A 21,649-nucleotide genomic window follows, 5' to 3' on the forward strand; every position below is an offset into this window, starting at 1 on the left:
CACCCCGCCGGCCGGCCCGCGCGGCGCCCCCGCGCCCGCCGCGGCCGGCCCGGCCCAGACGGCCGGCCCCGCGCCGCGCGGCCGGCCGTCCGCACGAAAGGACACAGGATCATGAGCGTTGACGCGCTGAAGAGCGCCCTGCCGGGCTACGCCAAGGACACCAAGCTCAACCTCGGCTCGCTGACCTCCACCTCGCAGCTGTCCGAGCAGCAGCTGTGGGGGACGGTGCTGGCCTGCGCCCTCGCCACCCGGAGCGCGACCGTCATCCGCGAGCTGGCCGAGGAGGCCGGCGACTACCTGACCGCCGAGGCCTTCGAGGCGGCCAAGGGCGCCGCGTCGATCATGGCGATGAACAACGTGTACTACCGCGCCACGCACCTGATCGGTGACGAGACCTACGCGACGCTGCCCGCCAAGCTGCGGATGTCGATCATCGGCAAGCCGGGCGTGGACAAGGTCGACTTCGAGCTGTGGTGCCTCGCCGTGTCGGCGATCAACGGCTGCGGCCGGTGCCTGGAGTCGCACGAGAAGGTCGTCCGCGAGGCCGGCCTGTCGCGCGAGCTCGTCCAGGAGGCCCTGCGGATCGCCGCCGTCGTGAACGCGGCCGCCGCGACCCTGGACGCCGAGGCCGCCCTGGCGCCCGCGACCGTCTGACATCTCCGCGCGACGCGTGAGGCCCGGGTGCTGGAAAGCACCCGGGCCTCACGCTTCGCGCGGCGGGATCACTCCCACTCGATGGTGCCCGGCGGCTTGGACGTGATGTCGACGGCGACCCGGTTGACCTCGCGGACCTCGTTGGTGATCCGGGTCGAGATCTTCTGCAGCAGCTCGTACGGGAGCTTCGCCCAGTCGGCCGTCATGGCGTCCTCGCTGGTCACCGGGCGCAGCACGATCGGGTGGCCGTAGGTGCGGCTGTCGCCCTGGACCCCGACCGACCGGACGTCGGCCAGCAGCACCACCGGGAACTGCCAGATGTCGCGGTCGAGGCCGGCGCGGGTCAGCTCCTCGCGGGCGATCGCGTCGGCGTCGCGCAGGATGTCCAGGCGGTCGCGGGTGACCGCGCCGATGATCCGGATGCCGAGGCCCGGGCCCGGGAACGGCTGCCGCCAGACGATCTCCGACGGCAGGCCGAGCTGCTCGCCGAGCGCGCGGACCTCGTCCTTGAACAGCGTCCGCAGCGGCTCGACCAGCTTGAACTGCAGGTCCTCGGGGAGCCCGCCGACGTTGTGGTGCGACTTGATGTTGGCCGCGCCGGTGCCGCCGCCCGACTCCACGACGTCGGGGTAGAGCGTGCCCTGCACGAGGAACTCGACCGGCTCCGCGGCGTTCTCGCCGACGATCTCGCGGGCCGCCTCCTCGAACACCCGGATGAACTCGCGGCCGATGATCTTCCGCTTCTCCTCCGGGTCGCTGACGCCGTCGAGGGCGGCGAGGAAGCGGTCCTGCGCGTCCACGACGTGCAGGTTCACCCCGGTGGCGGCGACGAAGTCCTTCTCGACCTGCTCCGGCTCGCCCTTGCGCAGCAGCCCGTGGTCGACGAACACGCAGGTCAGCTGGTCGCCGATGGCGCGCTGGACGAGCGCCGCGGCGACCGCCGAGTCGACGCCGCCCGACAGCGCGCAGATCGCCCGCTTCCCGCCGACCCGCTCCCGGACGGCCTCGATCGACTCGTCCGCGATGTTCACCATCGTCCAGTTCGGCCGGCAGCCCGCGCCCTCGTAGAGGAACCGCCGCAGGATCTCCATGCCGTTCTCGGTGTGGAGCACCTCCGGGTGGAACTGCACGCCGAAGAAGCCGCGCGCCCGGTCCTCCATGCCGGCGACCGGGGTCACGTCCGTGCTCGCCGTCACCGTGAACCCGGCGGGCGCCTCGCGGACGAAGTCGCGGTGCGACATCCACACCGCCTGCTCGTGCGGCAGCCCGGCGAACAGCATCCCGGGCGAGGTGACGGCGACGGTCGCGCCGCCGTACTCGGCGACGTCGGAGTTCTCCACCGTCCCGCCGAGCGCCTGCGCCATCACCTGGTGGCCGTAGCAGATCCCGAGCGTCGGCACGCCCAGCTCGAACAGGCCCTCCGGCGCCGCCGGCGCCCCCTGCTCGTACACCGACGCCGGCCCGCCCGACAGGATGATCGCCTTCGGCCGCTTGGCGAGCATCTCCGCCGCCGGCATGGTGGACGGCACGATCTCGCTGAACACATGGCACTCGCGGACCCGCCGCGCGATCAGCTGCGCGTACTGCGCGCCGAAGTCGACGACGAGAACGGTGTCAAAGGACTGGTCTACGGCCACCAACACGCCTTTCGCACGGGCCCGGAAAGACCTCCAGTCTACGGGGCCCCATCCAGGGCCGATGCGCGCGCCCGGGTCACGCCGGTCACATTGGGCGACTGGCCGAAAACGGTCGGCATCCGTTTACCTTGATCACACGCGCAGCAGGACTTCTCTCTGATACGTCTTGATAACGCCCTGTGTCCAGTCGTTGTCCGTACGCATTCAGCGTCCTCCCCTAGGAGTGTCGTGAAGCTGCTCGCCGCCGCCGCCCTGCTCGCAGCCCTCGTCCCCGCCGTGCCGACCGGCGCGGGCGCCGCGGCCGGGCGAGCGCACCCCGACGACGGCCCCGACGGGCGCGCGATCACCGCAGGTCCCGCGGCGCGCTCCGCCAGCGCACGCTCCGCCGCCGCCTCCGGCAGCGCCGCGCGTGCCGCGGCCCGGCCCGTCGACCCGCACGCGTGCGCCACGCCGCTGGACCGGCTGCGCCGACCCGACGCGCACGTGCGGGAGCGCAACGCCCTGACGCCGGCGGAGTCCGCGAGCGTCGAGCAGCGCCTCGGCCGGGTCCTCAAGGGCCTCGGGCTCGGCGCCATGGACCGTCCCGACGACCAGTCCGCCCCCTCCGACCTGCGCGCCGCCGGCTCGATCAGCGTGCCGGTGTACTTCCACGTCCTGCACGACGGCTCCACCGGCAACGTCCCGACCTCGGTCGTGAAGCGGCAGATCAGCGTGCTGAACGCGTCCTACGGAGGCCGGTACGGCGGGGCGAACACGCGCGTGTCGTTCCACCTGGAGAAGATCGACCGCACCAACAGGGCGTCGTGGTTCGACGAGCCGGAGCGCTACGAGGGCACCTACAAGCCGAAGCTCCGCAAGGGCGGCAAGGGCACCCTGAACCTCTACAGCGCCCGCATCGGCGGCGACCTGCTCGGCTGGTCCACCTTCCCGTGGAAGTACAAGTCCGAGCCGAAGATGGACGGCGTCACCATCCACTACGGCAGCATGCCGGGCGGCCCGATCGACAACTTCAACCGGGGCTTCAGCGCCACCCACGAGGTCGGCCACTGGCTCGGGCTCTACCACACGTTCCAGGACGGATGCGGCGGCCAGGGCGACCGGGTGTCCGACACGCCGGCCGAGCGCGACCCCACCAACGGCTGCCCGTCCGGCAAGGACACCTGCCCCACCGCCGGCAACGACCCCGTCCACAACTTCATGGACTACAGCTACGACACCTGCATGACGTCGTTCACCGCCGGCCAGGGCGCCCGCATGCACAAGGTCTGGACCGCCTACCGCCGCTAACACCACCCCCTCCCAACAGAACAACCCAACTACGCGGCACGCCAACGCGGCACGCCAACGCGGCACGCCAACGCGGCACCTCAGCCCGGCACGCCAACGCGGCACCTCAGCCCGGCACGCCAACGCGGCACCTCAGCCCGGCACGCCAACGCGGCACCTCAGCCCGGCACGCCAGCGCGGCGCGTCAGCGTGCCTTGTAGGCGGCCAGGAGGCGGGTGGCGTCGTCGGTCGGCAGCCGGCGCACGGCCTCGCGGATCGTGACGCCGGAGACGTCGGCAATATGGTCCTGCACCCATGCCTCCACCCAGCCGGGGTCCTTCTTCGACAGCTCTCGCAGCACCCACCCCAATGCCTTGCGGATGAAGAACTCGTTCTCGCCTATGAGGGCGTCGCCGTACCTGGTGAGCCGGTCCAGATCCGGTGTTCCGGCCCGGACGCCCGGTAGGAGCGCCAGCAGCGACGTGCGCCGGATCCACAGGTAGGGGTCGCCCACCCACACGTCCAGCGCCTTCCCCAGCTCCGGGAAGCGGAGGACGAGCACGCCGACCACCTTCTCGGCGAGATGGTCCACCAGCGCCCAGCTCGCCGAGTCGCGGATGAGCCGCTCCGCCACGGCCAGGTCTCCCGGCTCCAGCAGCTCGACCCGCCTGGCCAGCACCTCCACGGCCGCCATGCGAGCCTCGTGCACGGGACGGCCCTCGTCCGCCGCCGTCCACAGCGCGTCCACGAGCCCGAGCAGCTCGTCCCGCGCCGGCTTCGCCCTGACCGCCGACAGCGCCACCTTCCGCAGCGCCGGGACGGGCACCCCGATGTGCGCGAGGTCGCTCTTCAGGTAGCGCTTCTCGCTGTCGGCACGCACCGGGTCGGCCTGGGCGCGCAGCTCGTCCAGGATCCCCGCGGCCTCGCCCTCGACGTCCATGCGACGAAGCTACGCCGTCCCTCCGACGATCCGGCGCTCACGCTACATCGCCGGTCCGACAATCCGGCGCTCGCGCTATGGCACCCGAGTCCCGGTTTTTCGTTGCTATTCGTCCAGGTTTGCCAAAGACGCGACTCATGTCGGCAATCACCCTTGTTCCAGCGATGACTCCGCTCCCCCCGCGCGCCGTCCCCCGGGCGCGCCGCCCCCAAGGAGTGCCATGAAACGCGCTGGAATCGCCACCGCCATAGGCATGCTCGCCGCATTCACCGCGTACGCCCCGGCCGCCGCTCCCGCCCTCTCCGCTCCCGTTCCGGGTGCGAAGTGCAGTTCCGAGCCGGCCGCCGCGCAGGCCCGCGTCCGTGCCGGCTCGCACGCCACCGAGCGCCACCAACCCGGCGCCGCCAAGGTGGCCGCTATGGAGAAGGACTTCCACAACCGGCTGGGACGGCTCGCCGTGTCCGGCAAGGTCAAGGCCGCTGCTGCGATGACCGTCCGGGTGCACTTCCAGGTCATCACCAGCGGCAGTACCGGCAGCCTGTCCGACGCCACCCTCAGCAAGCAGCTGCAGGTCCTCAACAGCGCCTATGCGCCGAGCGGCGTCTCCTTCACCCTCGCCTCCGTCAAACGGACGAACAACGCGGCGTGGTTCTCCGACCCTGAGGGCAACGAGACCGCGATGAAGAACGCGCTCCACACCGGCGGCGCCCAAGACCTCAACCTCTACACCGCCGACCTGGGCGACAGCCTCCTCGGCTGGGCCACGTTCCCGAGCGACTACCGTTCCCATCCCAAGATGGACGGCGTCGTCATCCACTACCAGAGCGTCCCCGGCGGCTCGCTGACCAACTACAACGAGGGCGACACCGCCACCCACGAGGTCGGCCACTGGATGGGGCTCTACCACACGTTCCAGGGCGGCTGCAGCGGCCAAGGCGACCGCGTCTCCGACACCCCCGCCGAACAGAGCCCCGCCTCAGGGTGCCCGACCGGTCGTGACACCTGCTCCTCGTCCGGCCTGGACCCCATCCACAACTTCATGGACTACAGCTACGACTCCTGCATGTACGAGTTCACGCCGGGCCAGACCCAGCGCATGCGCGACCAATGGGCCGCCTACCGCGCCTGACCCGGACGGTGGTCCCGGCGCCGGAGCGCCACCCCCTCCGGCGCCGGGCGCCCCTCGTCTCGCGACGTCAGACGCGTGTGAAAGTGTCGGCGTTGGTCATTGCCGCATGCGCCCACGGCAGTTTGAGCAGTTCGGGCGGCCGCCCCGGCGCGGGCGGCTTCACGGCCGAGTCGGACACCACATGCCACACCGTCTCCAGCCGCCCGTCACGCAGGAGTCCGGTGAAGGACGCGACGGAGTCGCCGTGCGGCCCCAAACGGCCGAACGCGAAGTGCACGCACTCGCCGACGTGCAACCCCGTGATCTCGGCATCCTCACCGGCGAACGCGCTGTCGCCGAGCGCGGTGCGGAACGTGCCCCGCAGCCGGCCGCCGGCGTCGTCGGTGACGACCAGCGTCGATCCGTACTGATTGCGCCACGTGCCGACCCAGCTCACAGTGTTGTCGTTGTGCATCCCTCCACGATCACCCGCACACCGCCGACGGTCCACACTCCGCCGGGCGGGCGTCCGGCAGTGCCTCCGGCGGCCGGGCCGGCCGAGGTTATCCACAGAATGACGTTCCACTTCCGCCGCCGTGGGCGGGGCGTGAGCATGGGACGCGGTGGGCCTGTCAGGAAGGGGCCGGCCGCGGCCCGGTTCGGAGGCGGGGACGGACCGGGCCGCGCGACCGGTCAGGTGATCTCGACGATCGGAAGGTGGAGCGCCGCTGGAGCATTCGCGGGAACGACGGGATTCTTCGGAAGGACGGGGGTGATTCTTCGATAGGTGCCGCCCGGCTCGGGGCGAGTGTCGGCCTCGCCCCGGTTGGGCCAGAAGGACATCGCGCGCTCGGCCTGCGCGGTGATCGTGAGGGACGGGTTGACGCCGAGGTTGGCGGAGACCGCCGAGCCGTCCACCACGTGCAGGCCCGGATGCCCGTACACCCGGTGGTAGGCGTCGATGACGCCGGATTCGGCGGAGTCGCCGATGGCGCAGCCGCCGAGGAAGTGCGCGGTCATCGGGACGTCGAACAGGTCGCCCCAGGTGCCGCCGGCGATCCCGCCGATCTCCTCGCCGATCAGGCGGGTCGCCCGGTGGCCCTCGGGGATCCAGGTGGGGTTCGGTTCGCCGTGCCCCGCGGACGCGCGAACGTCCCAGCCGAACGGCCCCCTCTTCGGGCGCAGGGTGATCGAGTTGTCCCGGGTCTGCATGACCAGCGCGATCACCGTGCGCTCGGACCAGTGCCGCACGTCGAACAGCTGGAGCAGGTCACGGGGGCGGCGCGCCGCCTCGCGCGCGAACTTCAGGAGGCGGGGGGTGTGCCGCTCGCCGGGCCGGTCCCCGTCGATCAGCAGGGTCTGCAGGCCGGCGAGCAGGTTGGACCCGCGGCCGTAGCGGACCGGTTCGATGTGGGTCTCGGGAGTCGGATGGAAGGAGGAGGTGATCGCGACGCCCTTGGAGAAGTCCGGGCCGGGCGTGCCGTTGCGGCGGCCGCCGCCGAGGATGGCCTCGGAGTTCGTGCGGGTCAGCGCGCCGAGCCGATCGGACAGCCGCGGCAGCAGGCCGGTGCTCTTCAGCTTGTGCAGGAGCTTCTGCGTGCCGTAGGTGCCGGCGGCGAACACCACCTGCTCGGCGGTGAGCGTCCTGCGGTTGCGCCCGAACGAGCCGGTCCGCACGATCTCGACCGCGTAGCCGCCGCCCGCCAGCGGCTTCACCGAGGTCACGCGGCTGAGCGGCATCACCCGGGCACCGGCCTTCTCGGCGAGGTACAGGTAGTTCTCGGTGAGCATGTTCTTCGCGCCGTGGCGGCAGCCCACCATGCACTCGCCGCATTCCAGGCAGCCGCGGCGGCGCGGGCCCGCGCCGCCGAAGAACGGGTCGGGGCTCTCGACGCCCGCGCCACCGCCGAAGTAGACGCCCACCGGGGTCTTGACGAAGGTGCCGGCCGCGCCCATCCGGTCGGCGACCTTCTTCATGACCTTGTCGGCCTCGGTCGTGGTCGGGTTCTCCACGACGCCGAGCATCCGCTTGGCCTGGTCGTAGTAGGGGGCCAGCTCGTCCTGCCAGTCGGTGATGTGCGCCCACTGCTTGTCCTGGAAGAACGGCGCGGGCGGCACGTACAGGGTGTTGGCGTAGTTCAGCGACCCGCCGCCGACGCCCGCGCCGGCCATCACCATGACCCGGCTGGACTTCTCCCCGCGGATGAGGTGCAACCGCTGGATCCCGGTGAGGCCCAGCGCGGGCGCCCACAGGTAGCGGGAGACGCGCCAGTTCGTCCGGGGCAGCGCGGGGTAGCGGGAGCCGGGGCCGGCGGACGGGGCGGTGTCGAACCGGCGGCCAGCCTCGATCACGCCGACCTTGTACCCCTTCTCGGTCAGCCGCAGCGCCGAGACGCTGCCGCCGAATCCCGACCCGACGACGAGCACGTCGTAGTCGTGCTTCACGGCCATCCTTACTTGATCCGCAGCTTCTTCATCAGCTTGATCCCGGTTGCCATGACGTCGGCGAACCTGTCGTAGCCGATGGAGCCGGGCGGCTCGAGGTCCATGAGGTGCTGGCTCGCGATGGTCTGCACCTCGGTGAACTTCAGCAGGCCCTCGGAGCCGTGCCGGCGGCCCACGCCGGACTGCTTCATCCCGCCCATCGGCGAGTCGTACGACGCGTACGCGGCGCCGTACCCGTCGTTGATGTTGACGGTGCCCGCCTTGATCCTGGCGGCGACCCGGCGCGCCCGCGCGGGGTTCTTCGTCCACACCGAGGCGTTCAGGCCGTAGGGGGTGTCGTTGGCGCGCGCGATGACCTCGTCCTCGTCCCGGTACTTGTAGACCGCGACGACCGGGCCGAACGTCTCGCTGGCGCACAGGTCCATGTCGCCGGTGACGTCGGCGAGGAGGGTCGGCTCGTAGAACAGCGGGCCGACGTCCGGGCGGGCCTTGCCGCCGGCGAGGACGGTCGCGCCCTCCTTGACGGCCTGGTCGACGTGCCGCGTCACCGCGTCCAGCTGGCGCTGGTAGGTCAGCGAGCCCATCTCGGCCTCGAAGTCGAGCCCGGTACCGAGCTTCATGCCCTTGACCAGCTCGACCAGGCGCGGGACGAACCGGTCGTAGATGTCCTCGTGGACGTACATCCGCTCGATCGAGATGCACAGCTGCCCGGCGTTGGTGAAGCACGCCCGGACGGCGCCGCGCGCGGTGCGCTCGACGTCGGCGTCGGGCATCACGATCATCGGGTTCTTCCCGCCGAGCTCCAGCGAGTACGACACGAGCCGCGGCGCGACCCGCTCGGCGATCGCCTTGCCGCCGCGGGTGGACCCGGTGAACGACACGTAGTCGGCGTTGTCGATCAGCATGTCGCCGATCTCCCCGGGGTCGCCGACGACGATCTGCCACAGGTCGCGCGGCAGCCCCAGGTCGACCAGCAGGTCCAGCACCCACAGGCTGGACAGGCACGTCTGGGTGTCCGGCTTGTGGATCACCGCGTTGCCCGCCATCAGCGCGGGCGCGATGTCGCTGGCGCCGAGCGCGAACGGGTAGTTCCACGGCGCGATCAGGGCGACGACGCCCTTGGGGTGCCGCAGCTCCCGCACACGGGTGAGACCCGGCATCATGCCCTGCCTGCGCTGCGGCTTCAGCAGCTTCCCGGCCCGCCGCGCGTAGTACAGCGAGCACAGCGCCACGTCGAGGAACTCCTCCATCGCGTGGCGGCGGGCCTTGCCGGTCTCCAGCTGGATGATGTCGAGGATCTCCTCGCGCCGCTCGACCAGCGCGTCCGAGAGCCTCAGGAACGGCTTGACCCGCTCGCTCACCGGCAGCGCGGCCCACACGCGCTGCGCCTCGCGGGCCCGCTCGTAGGCGGCGCCGACGTCGTCCGCGCCGGACAGCGGGACCGCCGCGAGCGGCTCGCCCGTGAACGGCGTGGGGATCGTGACCGTCTCGGCGCCGCCCGATGCGACATGGGAGGCCAGCCGGTCGATCAGGGACTGCGGGAGCTCGTGCTCTGCCACGCCTTTGGCAGGGACCGTCGGGGATGCCATGCAGGCAGCGTATGACCCCCTGGCCATTTTTGGCTACCCGCAGGTAACAGGGCACTTGCCGTGAAATGCCCCACCTTCGTGGGGTTTCTTCGTCCGGCAGTGACAACCATCCACGAACGGACCGTTCCAACCCGGGGAGAGTTGCGCAAGTCCGGGACTGACCGCGTCCGACCGGTGTATTCCGAGAACAGGAGGAGAATCCGGCGCCCATCCCGCCGCCCTCGGACGTCCGCTGCCGCGCGTCCGGGGGTGCCGTGGACGCGCGCCATGGCAGCGGAGGGAACAGCACATGAACGACGCCCACGGCGACCTACGGCCCGAGGGTGACCCGACGGACGCGAGCGACACCCGCTCCCCGCGCCCGCCCAGCGGCGGCAGCACCCCGTCCGCACCCCCCACCCACACGACCCCGATCACCCCCACCCCGCCGGAGGGCCCCACGACCACCAAAACCGATCCCACCCCGACCGGCCCCCCGGCGACCACCGCGACGCCTCCCGTCACCACCCCAACCCACACGACCACCCCCACCCCAACCCAGGCGACACCGCCGCGTGCCGCCACCACAGGCACCACGGCATCCCCCACCGGCACCACGACCCGGGCAAACACCCCCACCCCAAGCCAGGCCACGCCACCGGGCCGCACCAGCACCAGCACAGGCGCGGCGACGAACGCCGTCGGCACGCCAACGCCGGCGACCACGTCAGCCAGAGCTGCGACTCCGGCGAGCACCTCCGCGTCCGGTGCCCTCACCGCCCAGGACGGCCCGGCGAATGAGCCCGGCGATCCCGCAGGCCAGCACAGCCCACTCGCCGGGACCTCACCCAGCGCCAACACGAGCCCGGCCAATGGCGGCGGTGTGCTCGCCACGAAGACGCGTCCAGCCGAGACGAACGCTCTCACCGAGAGGTCAAGCGAGATCAGCAACGGAACCCCCGCGCGCGCCAACGTCCCTGCGGCCCGAGTGGGCGAATCCGAGGGCGGGAGCCGGGCGCCGGGCATGCCTGGCGGATCGCCGCCTCCCGGCTTCGGCGGCGGGTCCCTGGCCAAGGAGCCACGGACGTTCCAGCGGGGCAACGGCCACGACGGTCGGCAGCCCGCTCGCGGGACGGCGCGCGGGGGGCAGGCGAGCGCGCGGCAGGAGCGCAGGGAGCAGACGCGGACCGCGCTGCTGTCGGCGGCCGAACGCCTGTGGGCGGAACGCGGTATCCACGGCGCCTCGCTCGACGACATCGCTGCGGCGGCAGGCTTGACCAAGGGAGCGGTGTACTCCAACTTCGCCGGGAAGACTGATCTCCTGCTGGCCCTGCTCGAACGGTTCACCAGCGACCGGCTCGGCACCGACGTCTGCGACGAACTGCGGTCCGCCGACCAGTCGCGCGACGAGGAGGAGCGCACCGGACGCGGCGCCGCACGCGACGGCTCCGACGACCGCGCGCGCAGGCTAGCGCTCCTGCTGGTGGAGTTCTGGCTGTACGGCATGCGCGACTATGCGGCGGGCTGGCGGATCGCCGACTGGTACGCCGAGCGCCGCGCCCACATGGCCAGCGAACTGCGGGATGTGGACGGCATCGCCCCGTCCGAGCGCGCGGCCCTCGCCATGGCACTGGATTTCGGGCTCGCCTTCCAGCACCTGCTCGATCCCGACCGCGTGCCCGCCGACCTGTACTCGACGGGCATCGACCTGATGCTCGGCCGCGCCGCCTCCTGACCACCGCCCCACGAACCGCCGCACCCGACACTCACCCCACCGGACCTGGCCCCACCCCGCCAGGCCCGACATCCAACCTGCCGGCTTGGCGTCCATTGCACGGGAGCGGCCCTGCCAGGCCTGGTGCCCCCACCCATCAGGCCTGGCACCCGCCCACCAGGCCCTCGCACCGTCCACCGACCCACCGGCCCTCACGCCCACCCCGCCAGGCCGCACCACCCGCCGAGCCTTGGCACCCGCTCACCGGCTCCGGCTGCCCTTCGGCCTCGATGCCCAGCCCGCCGGGCTCGGTGGGGATGGTCCCTTTGGGCGTTTGGAGACCTTGCGCTGAAATGGAGGCTGGCACCCGCCGTCCTGCCACGCGACGGGATGTTTCGCCACCCCGTGCCACACGCGCGGGCCTTCCGCGATCACGGCTGCGGAGCACCGACCATGGAGCCGCGCGAGGCGCCCGAGCGGGGGACATCGTCGGCCCAGTCACCTGCCGGGCCCGGCGTCAGGCCTGCCGGGTCTGGTGCCCTTTCCGCCTGCCCTGGCGCCGTCCGCCCGGTGTGGTGCCCGGCCTGCAAGCACTGGCGCCCTGGCCAACGGCCCGGCGCGCATGAACGCGTCCACGTACCCCGACGCCGGCCACACCGCCGCCAGCAGGCCGATCACGGCGAACACCCCGGCGCCACCGCGGTTGCCCTGCAGCTGCGTGATCGCGTCGACCAGGACGTTCTTCACCGCGCCCGGCGCGATCCCGCTGAGGTGGCCGGTTGCCGGAGCCGACGGCCGGGCCCGGCTACCCGCCGAACCGCGGAACCATCGGCGATGCCCAGCGTCCTATCCAGCGGCCCTGGCCAGTTGCCAGACCCGATGCCAGACCCGATGGCCGGGCTTGGCTTCGTGGGGTGGGGCTAGGACGGGGTGGCGGTGGGGACGATGTCGGGGGCGCCTCGGCGGCTGGCGTCGGCTTCCTGGTCGTCGTCCTTGGCCTGGGAGGCGCGTTCGGCCTCGACGCGCTTGCGGTAGTACTCGATCTCGCGGTCGCGCTGCTTCTTGGACCAGCCGAGGACGGGGGCGAGGAGGTCGGCAGCCTCCTGGGCGACGTTGACGCCGCGGTCCCAGGTCTCGATGGAGATGCGGGTGCGGCGGGCGAGAACGTCGTTGACGTGGCGGGCGCCCTCGTGGGAGGCCGCGTAGACGACCTCGGCGCGCAGGTAGTCGTCGGCGCCCGCCAGCGGCTTGCCGAGGTCGGGCTTGTCGGAGATGAGCTCCAGCAGGTCGTCGGTGAGGGTGCCGTAGCGGCCCAGCAGGTGCTCGACGCGGGCGACGTGCACGCCGTAGCGGGCGGCGAGGCGGTGGCGGGCGTTCCACATGGCCTGGAAGCCGTCGCCGCCGACCAGCGGGATCCGGTCGGTGCAGGACTCGGGGATCTTGCCGTCGAGGCCGTGGGCGACGGCGTCGATGGCGTCCTTGGCCATGACGCGGTAGGTGGTGTACTTGCCGCCCGCGACCAGGACGAGGCCGGGGACGGGGTGGGCGACGACGTGCTCGCGGGACAGCTTGGACGTCTCGTCGGTCTCGCCGGTGAGCAGCGGCCGCAGGCCCGCGTACACGCCCTCGACGTCGTCGTGGGTGAGGGGTGTGGACAGGACTGTGTTGACGTGGTCGAGGACGTAGTCGATGTCGGCCTTGGACGCGGCGGGGTGGGCCTTGTCGAGGTCCCAGGCGGTGTCGGTGGTGCCGATGATCCAGTGCCGTCCCCACGGGATGACGAACAGCACGGACTTCTCGGTGCGCAGGATGATCCCGGTCGAGGAGTGGATGCGGTCCTTCGGGACGACGAGGTGGATGCCCTTGGACGCCTTGACGTGGATCTGGCCGCGACCGCCGACGAGCTCCTGGATGTCGTCGCTCCAGACCCCGGTGGCGTTGACGACCTGCTTCGCGCGGACCTCGGCGGTGGTGTTGGCCTCCAGGTCGCGGACGCGCAGCCCGGTCACGCGTTCACCCTCGCGCAGGAAGCCGAGCACCTGCGTGCGGGAGGCGATCTGCGCGCCGTACTCGGCGGCGGTCCGCAGCACGGTCATGACGAAGCGGGCATCGTCGACCTGCGCGTCCCAGTACTGGATGGCGCCGGTGAAAGCGTCCTTGCGCAGGGACGGCGCGAGCCGCAGCGCGCCGCGGCGTGACAGGTGCCGGTGGTGCGGGACACCCCGCGACATGCCCATCTGCAGCGACAGCAGGTCGTAGAGCGCGACGCCGGCGCCGAAGTACGCGCGCTCCCACACATGGTGGGTGGTCGGCAGCAGGAACGGCACGGGGCGCACCAGGTGCGGCGCGATCTGCTGGAGCAGCAGGCTGCGCTCGGTGAGCGCCTCGCGGACCAGGTCGAAGTTGTACTGCTCCAAGTAGCGCAGCCCGCCGTGGATCAGCTTGGACGACCGGGACGACGTGCCGGACGCGAAGTCCCTCGCCTCGACCACCGCGACCGTGAGGCCGCGCGTCGCCGCGTCCAGTGCGGCGCCGGCCCCGACGATCCCGCCGCCGACGACCACGACGTCGAACTCCTCGCGCGCCATCCGGTCGAGCGCGGCGGCACGTTCGGCGGGGCCGAGCCGTGAGCTGCCGAGGCCGGTCACAGGTGATCCCGTCATCGCGATTCCCCCCAGATCGGTTCGTGTTACGAGCAGTACCTACCCAACAGTAGGGACGGGTCCACCCGTGATGCGCCCGATTCGGCGTGGGGTCGCTCTCAGTCGGTGGACCGGCGCGGCGCCACCACGACCTGTACCCGCTGGAACTCCTTCAACTCCGTGTAGCCGGAGGTCGCCATCGCGCGGCGCAGCGCGCCGATCAGGTTCATCGAGCCGTCCGCGACGTGCGAGGGGCCGTGCAGGATCTGCTCCAGCGAGCCGATGGTGCCGAGGTGCAGGCGGGTGCCGCGCGGGACGTCGCCGTGGTGGGCCTCGCTGCCCCAGTGGTAGCCGCGGCCGGGCGCCTCGCTGGAGCGGGCGAACGGCGAGCCGACCATGACGGCGTCGGAGCCGCAGGCGAACGCCTTGGCGATGTCGCCGCTGTTGGTCATGCCGCCGTCGGCGATGACGTGCACGTACCGTCCGCCGGACTCGTCCATGTAGTCGCGGCGGGCGGCGGCGACGTCGGCGACGGCGGTGGCCATCGGGACGGCGACGCCGAGGACGGTCCGGGTGGTGTGCCCGGAGCCGCCGCCGAACCCGACGAGCACGCCGGCGGCGCCGGTGCGCATCAGGTGCAGCGCGGCGGTGTAGGTGGAGCAGCCGCCGACGATCACGGGGACGTCGAGGTCGTAGATGAACTGCTTGAGGTTCAGCGGCTCGTGGCGCCCGGACACGTGCTCGGCGGACACGGTGGTGCCGCGGATGACGAACAGGTCGACGCCCGCGTCGATGACGGCCTTGTGGAACTGGGCGGTGCGCTGCGGGGACAGCCGCGCCGCGACGGTGACGCCGGCGTCGCGGATCTCCTGGATCCGGCGGCCGATCAGCTCCTCCTTGATCGGCGCGGTGTAGATCTCCTGGAGCCGCCGGGTGGCGGCGGCGTCGTCCAGCCCGGTGATCTCGGCGAGCAGCGGCTCGGGGTCCTCGTAGCGGGTCCACAGGCCCTCGAGGTCGAGCACGGCGAGGCCGTCCATCCGGCCCATGGCGATCGCGACGGCCGGGCTGACCACGCTGTCCATCGGGGCGACGACCAGCGGCATCTCGAACCGGTAGGCGTCGATCTGCCAGGCGACGCTGACCTCCTCCGGGTCGCGCGTGCGGCGCGACGGGACGATGCCGATGTCGTCGAAGGCGTACGCCCGCCGGCCGCTCTTGCCCCGGCCGATCTCCACCTCAGCAGCCACTGCGCCCTTCCTCCACCTCGCGGACAAGCCGATGTTCCCGCCGGCGGCGGGAACAAGCCCCGCACGAGCTTACGGCAGGACGCGGCGCACCCCGCGACCAGGATGGATCCCGCCCGCCCACGACGACCCGCGCGGCGAGCACTGCGGACGGACCGAGCCTGCGGACGGACCGGACCTGCGGGCGGCGCGGCTCGGCGTGCGGCTCGGCACGCGGCCTGGCGTGCGGCCTGGCGTGCGCGCTGGCGTGCGAGCACGGCGCGGGGGCGGAGGAGGAGGGGTGGGGTCAGCGGCCCTGGTAGTTGGGGGCCTCGACGGTCATCTGGATGTCGTGCGGGTGGCTCTCGCGCAGGCCGGCGGGGCTGATGCGCATGAGCTGGCCGCGCTCCTGCAGCTCGGGGATCGTGCGGGTCCCGGCGTACCACATCGACTGGTGCAGGCCGCCGACGAGCTGGTGGGCGACGTTGGCGAGCGGGCCGCGGTAGGGCACCTGGCCCTCGACGCCCTCGGGGATCAGCTTCTCCTCGGCGGTGACGTCGGCCTGGGCGTAGCGGTCCTTGGAGTAGGAGGCGCCGCGCTCGCGGTTGCGCATCGCGCCGAGCGAGCCCATCCCCCGGTACGACTTGTACTGCTTGCCGTGCACGAAGATCAGCTCGCCGGGCGACTCCTCGACGCCGGCGAGCAGGCTGCCGAGCATCACCGTGTCGGCGCCCGCGACGATGGCCTTGGCGATGTCGCCGGAGTACTGCAGGCCGCCGTCGCCGATCACCGGCACGCCGGCCTCCTTGGCGGCGCGGGACGCCTCGAAGATCGCGGTGAGCTGCGGGACGCCGACGCCGGCGACGATCCGGGTGGTGCAGATCGAGCCGGGCCCGACCCCGACCTTGATCGCGTCCGCGCCCGCGTCGATCAGCAGCTTCGCCCCGGCGTAGGTGGCGACGTTCCCGCCGACGACCTGGACGGGCGCGCTCGACTTGATCGTGGCGATGGTGTCGGCGACGCCCTTGGAGTGGCCGTGCGCGGTGTCCACGACGATCACGTCGGTGCCGGCCTCGATGAGCGCCCGCGCGCGCTTGATCGCGTCCTCGCCGACGCCGACCGCGGCGGCGACCAGCAGCCGGCCGTCGGCGTCCTTGGTCGAGTCGGGGTACTGCTCGCTCTTGGTGAAGTCCTTGGTGGTGATCAGGCCCCTGAGCCGCCCGTCGCCGTCCACGAGCGGGAGCTTCTCCACCTTGTTGCCCGCCAGCAGCCGGAACGCCTCGTCGCGCGACACGTCCACCGGCGCCGTGACCAGCGGCATCTTGGTCATGACCTCGCGCACCGGACGGGAAAGGTCGGTCTCGAAGCGCATGTCGCGGTTCGTCACGATGCCGACCAGCACGCCGCGTACGTCCGTCACCGGGACGCCGGAGATCCGGTAGCGGGCGCAGAGCTCCTCGACGTCGGCGAGCGTCGCGTCCGGCAGGCAGGTCACCGGGTTGGTGATCATCCCCGCCTCGGACCGCTTGACCCGGTCGGCCTTGCCCGCCTGCTCCTCGATCGACATGTTGCGGTGCAGCACGCCGATGCCGCCCTGCCGCGCCATCGCGACCGCCGTGCGGGCCTCCGTCACCGTGTCCATCGCCGCCGACACCAGCGGGATCCGCAGCGAGATCTCCCGGGTCAGCCGGGTCGTGGTGTCGGCCTCCCCCGGCTGCAGGTCGGAGTAGCCCGGCAGCAGCAGCACGTCGTCGAAGGTCAGGCCCTGCGGGAGGAATTTGGCGGGCTCGGCGGCGGGGTTCATGGTTGCCTTCCGTAGTGGTGACGGTATCCGGCCAGGTCACGGCGACCCTGTTCCCATGGTAGGCCGTCGTCCCGCGCCGGGACGGGCTGTTGCGGACACCGGGCACGTGGCCTTGATGACACCCCGTAACGCGCGCCGCGCCCGCCCGCATTCCCCTTCCGGACGGGCCTTCACCGCACTCCGCGGCCCGCGCCGCGGACACGCAGAGTAGTTGTTCGCGCACAGAGGAGACCGGGGGGTGCACCTGGCGGGGCGGCGCGCAGTAGCGTGGACCCGTGCACGACGATGCCCCGCTCGACCCGTTCGCCGGAGACCCGGAGGATCCGGCGGCGTCGCTCGGCGACCCCGGCGAGGACGCCGCGCCGCTGAGCGTGGCCGAGCGCGAGGACGTGCTCGCCGACCTCGCCGACCTGGAGGTCTTCCGGGCGCTGCTGGAGCCGCTCGGCGTCCGCGGCCTCACCGTCGACTGCGCCGACTGCGGCAAGCTGCACTACATCGACTGGGACCTGCTGCACGGCAACCTGCGCCACCTGCTCGACCAGGGGCTGCCCCGGGTGCACGAGCCCGCCCTGTCGCCCGACCCCGTCGACTACGTGAGCTGGGAGTACGCCCGCGGCTACGTCGACGGCGTGATCGACAGCGAAGAGGGCCGCGAGGAGAACTGACCGGCGTCCGGAGCGGGAGCGCGGCACGACGGCCGGTCACCGTCGCCTCCGGAAGATAGCTCAGTCCCGGTCGGGGTTCTCGTACTGGTTCATGCGCTTCTCGGCGCGGCGGCGGATGTCGTCGATGGTGCGCCGGGCGTCGTCGTCGGGCGGCGCGGACGGGCGGATCATCGGGCTGACGTGCGGGGCCCGCGCGCGGTGGGGCGCGGTGCGGTGCGGGCGGCCGGGGGCGCGGAGGATGTGCTCCAGGTTGCGCTTGATGCGGTCGTAGTCCCGGTGGCCCGGGTCTTCGGCGGCGGTCGGTTCGGCGGCGGGACGCTCCGGAGCGGGCGCGGGCACCGCGGCGGTGGCGGGAGGCTGCGGCGTGCGCGGCGAGGTGTGGGTGCCCGCGTCGGTGTCCTTGGCGCGGGGCTCGGCGGGGCCCGACACCCCGGCGCCGGCGGGCGGGGACGCCGCGGCGCGGTCGGTGACGCCGCCGCCGGCGGCGGCCACGCCGGTGCTGGCCAGCACGGCGCCGGCGACGCCGAGCGCGACGATGGTGCGGGGCCCGCGGCGGCGCGGCCCGGGACCGGGGGTGGACGGCGGGGCGCCGGGACCCGGGTCGGGCGGGCCGGCGGCGTCGCGTCCGAGGTCCGGCTCGTCGACGTCGGCGATCAGCGCGCGCAGCAGCCGGACGGCCGGGTCGGCCGCGCCCTCGTCGTCGGGGCGGGCGCGCTCGGCGGCGGGACGGTCAGCCGCGGAACGGGGGGCGGAGCCGGCAGCGCGCCGCGCCGCCAGCGCGTCGATGACCGCGTCGGTACGGCGCACCGCGCCGAGGTCGGCGAGCAGGGTGACCGCCGGGGCCTGCGGCCGGCTCGCCGGCTCGCGGGTCCCGCCGCGGTTCGAAGGCCCGACCGGATCCGGGGCGCCAGGGCTCCGCTCCGTCAAGCGATCGACTCCTCTCTGGCCATCGCGCGGAGCCGGGCCAGGGCCCGGTGCTGCGCGACCCGTACCGCCCCCGCGGACATGCCCAGCACATTACCGGTCTCCTCCGCCGACAGGCCCGCCACCACGCGCAGCAGCACCAGCTCGCGCTGGTGGTCGGGGAGCCGCGTCAGCAGGTCGCGGGCGCGCTGCGCCTCGATGTAGCGGACCACCGTCTCCTCGGGGCCGGGACGGTCGTCGGGGCCGTCCGGCAGGTCCTCGGTGGGCACGGCCGCGCGGACCGCGCTGCGCAGCGCGTCGGCGATCTTGTGCGCGGCGATGCCGAAGACGAAGGACGCGAACGGGCGGCCCATGTCGCGGTAGCGGGGCAGCGCCGACAGCACCGCGATGCAGACCTCCTGGGCCACGTCGTCGGCGATGTGGTACTGCCCGGAGACCCGGCCGAGGCGGGCGCGGCAGTAGCGCACGATCATCGGGCGGACCTCGGCGATGAGCACCTCGATCGCGCCCGGGTCGCCCTGGACGGCGAGGTTGGCCAGCTCCCTGAGGTCGCCGTCGCCCTCGTTCGCGGCCCGCAGCACGCGCATGCGGCGGCCGGTGTCGTGGTGCGGCGGAGGGGCCGGTCCCTCCGAGGGGTCGGCAGCGCGCGCGGTCATGGTCCCGGCGTAGCTTCCCTCGGTCACGTCAAGCATGATGCCCAGCACCGCCGGGCGTGTCGCCACTGTCGTCGGCAACGGAATGGTCACAGTGCACGGACGACCCCGAAAATACCACGCATTGCGGTCAGTCGACCGCCCAGAGTGCCGAAATCGTCCGTCGAGCGCCGAAGAATCGGCGGGCCGGCGACGACCCCCGGCCCCCCGAAAACGGCGAAGGTCCCCGCCCGGAAGAGCGAAGGCCCCCGGCCCGGAAACGGCGAAGGCCCCCGCCCGGTGGGGGCGGGGGCCTTGTGGCGATCTTCGGGGCGGGCGAGCCGCTCGCCCGCCGTGCGGAAGATCAGTGGCCGTGACCGTGGCCGTGACCGTGGCCGCCGGCCGCCGGCTCCTCCTCCTCGGGCTTGTCCACGACGAGCGCCTCGGTGGTGAGCAGCATGCCCGCGATCGACGCGGCGTTGGTGACGGCCGAACGGGTCACCTTCACCGGGTCGATGACGCCCTGGGCGATCAGGTCGCCGTACTCGCCGGTGGCGGCGTTGTAGCCGTGGCCCGGCTGCAGCTCCTGCACCTTGGAGACGACGACGTAGCCCTCCTGGCCGGCGTTCTCGGAGATCCAGCGCAGCGGCTCGACCAGCGCGCGGCGGACCGCCTCGGCGCCGGTGGCCTCGTCGCCGGACAGGCCGAGGGTGTCGAAGCCCTCCTTGGCCACGTGCACCAGCGCGCTGCCGCCGCCGGACACGATGCCCTCCTCGATCGCCGCGCGGGTCGCCGAGATGGCGTCCTCGAGGCGGTGCTTCTTCTCCTTCAGCTCCACCTCGGTGGCGGCGCCGACGCGCAGCACGCAGACCCCGCCGGCCAGCTTGGCCAGCCGCTCCTGCAGCTTCTCGCGGTCCCAGTCGGAGTCGGAGTTCTCGATCTCGACCTTGATCTGGTTGACCCGCGCGGTGATGTCGTCCGCGGAGCCCTCACCGTCGACGATGGTGGTGGCGTCCTTGGTGACGGTGATGCGGCGGGCGCGGCCGAGGTCCTCCAGGCCGATGGAGTCGAGCTTGAGGCCGATGGCCTCGCTGACGACCTGGCCGCCGGTCAGGGTGGCCATGTCGCCCAGCATCGCCTTGCGGCGGTCGCCGAAGCCCGGCGCCTTGACGGCGACGGAGGTGAAGGTGCCGCGGATCTTGTTGGCGACGAGCAGCGCCAGGGCCTCGCCCTCGACGTCCTCGGCCACGACCAGCAGCGGCTTCTTGGTCTGGGCGACCTTCTCCGCCAGCGGCAGGAACTCCTGCACGTTGGAGATCTTGCCGTCCACGATCAGCACGTAGGCGTCCTCGAGGACGGCCTCCATGCGCTCGGGGTCGGTGACCATGTGCGGGGACAGGTAGCCCTTGTCGAACTGGAGGCCCTCGGTGAACTCCAGCTCGAGGCCCATGGTGTGGGCCTCCTCGACGGTGATGACGCCGTCCTTGCCGACCTTCTCGAACGCCTCGGCGATCAGCTCGCCGATCTGCGCGTCCTGCGCGGAGATCGTCGCGACGTGCGCGATCTCGCCCTTCTCCTCGACCTCGCGGGCCGACTTCAGCAGCTGGTCGGAGACGTACTGGGCGGCCGTGTCGATGCCGCGCTTGAGGCCGAGCGGCGAGGCGCCGGCGGCCACGTTGCGGATGCCCTCGCGGACCAGGGCCTGCGCCAGGACGGTCGCGGTGGTGGTGCCGTCGCCCGCGATGTCGTTGGTCTTGGTCGCCACTTCCTTGGCGAGCTGGGCCCCGAGGTTCTCGTAGGGGTCCTCCAGCTCCACCTCGCGGGCGATGGTGACGCCGTCGTTGGTGATGGTCGGCGCGCCGAACTTCTTGTCGATGACGACGTTGCGGCCGCGCGGGCCGATCGTCACCTTGACGGCGTCCGCGAGAGCGTTGACGCCGCGCTCAAGAGCCCGGCGAGCGTCCTCCTCGAACTCCAGGATCTTCGCCATGGGGATACTCCTATGTCACGCGGTCCGCCCCGGCCGCCCCGCCGGTGGGCGGCGCGGGCCGGGGCGGGCGCATCACGTCTCGGTGATTACTTCTCGATGACCGCGAGCACGTCGCGGGCCGAGAGGACGAGGTACTCCTCGTTGTTGTACTTGACCTCGGTGCCGCCGTACTTGCTGTAGAGCACGACCTCGCCGACCTTGACGTCGACAGGGACGCGCTCGCCCTTGTCGTCGACGCGGCCCGGGCCGACGGCGAGGACGGTGCCCTCCTGCGGCTTCTCCTTGGCGGTGTCCGGGATCACCAGCCCGGAGGCGGTGGTGGTCTCGGCCTCAAGCGGCTGGACGACGATGCGGTCCTCGAGCGGCTTGAGAGCAACCTTGGTGGCGGTCGTCACGATCTGACCTCCCCTTCGATTGGTCCTCGGCCGGCCATGGCT

Annotated in this window: 17 protein-coding genes; 5 read left to right on the top strand and 12 right to left on the bottom strand. The window is 72.4% G+C overall.

Features of this window, described 5'->3' with window-relative positions; translation table 11 throughout:
* Positions 1-111 precede the first annotated feature (111 nt).
* Complete coding sequence (ahpD, locus tag QP089_RS45710) at positions 112-654, top strand: alkylhydroperoxidase, AhpD family (RefSeq protein WP_285920866.1); 543 nt, start codon at positions 112-114, stop codon at positions 652-654.
* A 68-nt stretch (positions 655-722) separates the two neighbouring features.
* Here the strand turns inward: ahpD and guaA are convergent, their stop codons facing one another.
* Complete coding sequence (gene guaA / locus QP089_RS45715; RefSeq protein WP_285920867.1) at positions 723-2,297, bottom strand: glutamine-hydrolyzing GMP synthase; 1,575 nt, start codon at positions 2,295-2,297, stop codon at positions 723-725.
* A 222-nt stretch (positions 2,298-2,519) separates the two neighbouring features.
* Between guaA and QP089_RS45720 the strand changes: the two genes are divergently transcribed.
* Entirely contained in the window at positions 2,520-3,578 is a 1,059-nt protein-coding gene (locus tag QP089_RS45720; RefSeq protein ID WP_285920868.1) for a zinc metalloprotease, read from the top strand.
* Positions 3,579-3,762: 184 nt separating this feature from the next.
* Here QP089_RS45720 and QP089_RS45725 read toward each other — a convergent pair whose 3' ends face one another.
* Positions 3,763-4,497, bottom strand: coding sequence for a DNA alkylation repair protein (locus tag QP089_RS45725; protein ID WP_285920869.1), 735 nt, complete (start codon positions 4,495-4,497; stop codon positions 3,763-3,765).
* A gap of 220 nt (positions 4,498-4,717) precedes the next feature.
* Between QP089_RS45725 and QP089_RS45730 the strand changes: the two genes are divergently transcribed.
* Positions 4,718-5,626 (top strand): zinc metalloprotease, encoded by a 909-nt coding sequence (locus tag QP089_RS45730; protein ID WP_285920870.1) that lies wholly within the window; start codon positions 4,718-4,720, stop codon positions 5,624-5,626.
* Between the two features lie 67 nt (positions 5,627-5,693).
* Here the strand turns inward: QP089_RS45730 and QP089_RS45735 are convergent, their stop codons facing one another.
* The 3 genes from QP089_RS45735 to QP089_RS45745 all read right to left on the bottom strand — a co-directional run bounded on the left by QP089_RS45735 (position 5,694) and on the right by QP089_RS45745 (position 9,639).
* Entirely contained in the window at positions 5,694-6,080 is a 387-nt protein-coding gene (locus tag QP089_RS45735) for an avidin/streptavidin family protein (RefSeq protein ID WP_285920871.1), read from the bottom strand.
* 218 nt (positions 6,081-6,298) lie between these two features.
* Positions 6,299-8,050, bottom strand: coding sequence for a GMC oxidoreductase (locus tag QP089_RS45740; RefSeq protein WP_446474149.1), 1,752 nt, complete (start codon positions 8,048-8,050; stop codon positions 6,299-6,301).
* Between the two features lie 8 nt (positions 8,051-8,058).
* Positions 8,059-9,639, bottom strand: a complete 1,581-nt coding sequence (locus QP089_RS45745) for a succinic semialdehyde dehydrogenase (protein WP_285920873.1) — start codon at positions 9,637-9,639, stop codon at positions 8,059-8,061.
* A gap of 1,003 nt (positions 9,640-10,642) precedes the next feature.
* Here QP089_RS45745 and QP089_RS45750 point away from each other — a divergent pair.
* Positions 10,643-11,353, top strand: coding sequence for a TetR/AcrR family transcriptional regulator (locus tag QP089_RS45750; RefSeq protein WP_285920874.1), 711 nt, complete (start codon positions 10,643-10,645; stop codon positions 11,351-11,353).
* Positions 11,354-12,252: 899 nt separating this feature from the next.
* Here QP089_RS45750 and glpD read toward each other — a convergent pair.
* From glpD to guaB, 3 genes are all read right to left on the bottom strand, one after another.
* The gene (gene glpD / locus QP089_RS45755; protein WP_285920875.1) at positions 12,253-13,995 is read right to left on the bottom strand and encodes a glycerol-3-phosphate dehydrogenase; all 1,743 of its coding nucleotides are present in this window, start codon (positions 13,993-13,995) and stop codon (positions 12,253-12,255) included.
* 98 nt (positions 13,996-14,093) lie between these two features.
* Entirely contained in the window at positions 14,094-15,209 is a 1,116-nt protein-coding gene (locus tag QP089_RS45760; RefSeq protein WP_285920927.1) for a GuaB3 family IMP dehydrogenase-related protein, read from the bottom strand.
* A gap of 295 nt (positions 15,210-15,504) precedes the next feature.
* Positions 15,505-17,001 carry an IMP dehydrogenase gene (gene guaB / locus QP089_RS45765; RefSeq protein WP_285920876.1) on the bottom strand — a complete coding sequence of 499 codons (1,497 nt, stop codon included), beginning with the start codon at positions 16,999-17,001 and terminating at the stop codon, positions 15,505-15,507.
* 275 nt (positions 17,002-17,276) lie between these two features.
* On the opposite strand from guaB, the gene QP089_RS45770 reads away from it, so the two are divergent.
* A complete protein-coding gene (locus tag QP089_RS45770; RefSeq protein WP_285920877.1) occupies positions 17,277-17,666 on the top strand; it encodes a DUF5319 domain-containing protein in 390 nt (129 codons plus the stop codon).
* Between the two features lie 60 nt (positions 17,667-17,726).
* Here the strand turns inward: QP089_RS45770 and QP089_RS45775 are convergent, their stop codons facing one another.
* The 4 genes from QP089_RS45775 to groES all read right to left on the bottom strand — a co-directional run bounded on the left by QP089_RS45775 (position 17,727) and on the right by groES (position 21,607).
* Complete coding sequence (locus QP089_RS45775; protein ID WP_285920878.1) at positions 17,727-18,593, bottom strand: hypothetical protein; 867 nt, start codon at positions 18,591-18,593, stop codon at positions 17,727-17,729.
* Positions 18,590-19,177, bottom strand: a complete 588-nt coding sequence (locus QP089_RS45780) for a sigma-70 family RNA polymerase sigma factor (RefSeq protein WP_285920928.1) — start codon at positions 19,175-19,177, stop codon at positions 18,590-18,592. The genes QP089_RS45775 and QP089_RS45780 overlap by 4 nt, the downstream gene beginning before the upstream one ends.
* Positions 19,178-19,586: 409 nt before the next feature.
* Positions 19,587-21,212, bottom strand: a complete 1,626-nt coding sequence (gene groL, locus QP089_RS45785; RefSeq protein ID WP_285920879.1) for a chaperonin GroEL — start codon at positions 21,210-21,212, stop codon at positions 19,587-19,589.
* Between the two features lie 86 nt (positions 21,213-21,298).
* Positions 21,299-21,607: a co-chaperone GroES gene (gene groES / locus QP089_RS45790; protein ID WP_446474150.1), complete on the bottom strand. Its 309-nt coding sequence runs from the start codon at positions 21,605-21,607 to the stop codon at positions 21,299-21,301.
* Positions 21,608-21,649: the final 42 nt, after the last annotated feature.

The organism is Actinomadura opuntiae, from assembly GCF_030283205.1.
In the GTDB taxonomy this organism is placed as follows: Bacteria; Actinomycetota; Actinomycetes; order Streptosporangiales; family Streptosporangiaceae; genus Spirillospora.

Bases quoted from the DNA above. Each gene is read 5' to 3' on its own strand.
- ahpD (WP_285920866.1), top strand. From the start codon at position 112: ATGAGCGTTGACGCGCTGAAGAGCGCCCTGCCGGGCTACGCCAAGGAC.
- QP089_RS45725 (WP_285920869.1), bottom strand. From the start codon at position 4,497: ATGGACGTCGAGGGCGAGGCCGCGGGGATCCTGGACGAGCTGCGCGCC.
- QP089_RS45730 (WP_285920870.1), top strand. From the start codon at position 4,718: ATGAAACGCGCTGGAATCGCCACCGCCATAGGCATGCTCGCCGCATTC.
- QP089_RS45735 (WP_285920871.1), bottom strand. From the start codon at position 6,080: ATGCACAACGACAACACTGTGAGCTGGGTCGGCACGTGGCGCAATCAG.
- QP089_RS45745 (WP_285920873.1), bottom strand. From the start codon at position 9,639: ATGGCATCCCCGACGGTCCCTGCCAAAGGCGTGGCAGAGCACGAGCTC.
- QP089_RS45750 (WP_285920874.1), top strand. From the start codon at position 10,643: ATGCCTGGCGGATCGCCGCCTCCCGGCTTCGGCGGCGGGTCCCTGGCC.
- glpD (WP_285920875.1), bottom strand. From the start codon at position 13,995: ATGACGGGATCACCTGTGACCGGCCTCGGCAGCTCACGGCTCGGCCCC.
- guaB (WP_285920876.1), bottom strand. From the start codon at position 17,001: ATGAACCCCGCCGCCGAGCCCGCCAAATTCCTCCCGCAGGGCCTGACC.
- QP089_RS45780 (WP_285920928.1), bottom strand. From the start codon at position 19,177: ATGCGCGTGCTGCGGGCCGCGAACGAGGGCGACGGCGACCTCAGGGAG.
- groL (WP_285920879.1), bottom strand. From the start codon at position 21,212: ATGGCGAAGATCCTGGAGTTCGAGGAGGACGCTCGCCGGGCTCTTGAG.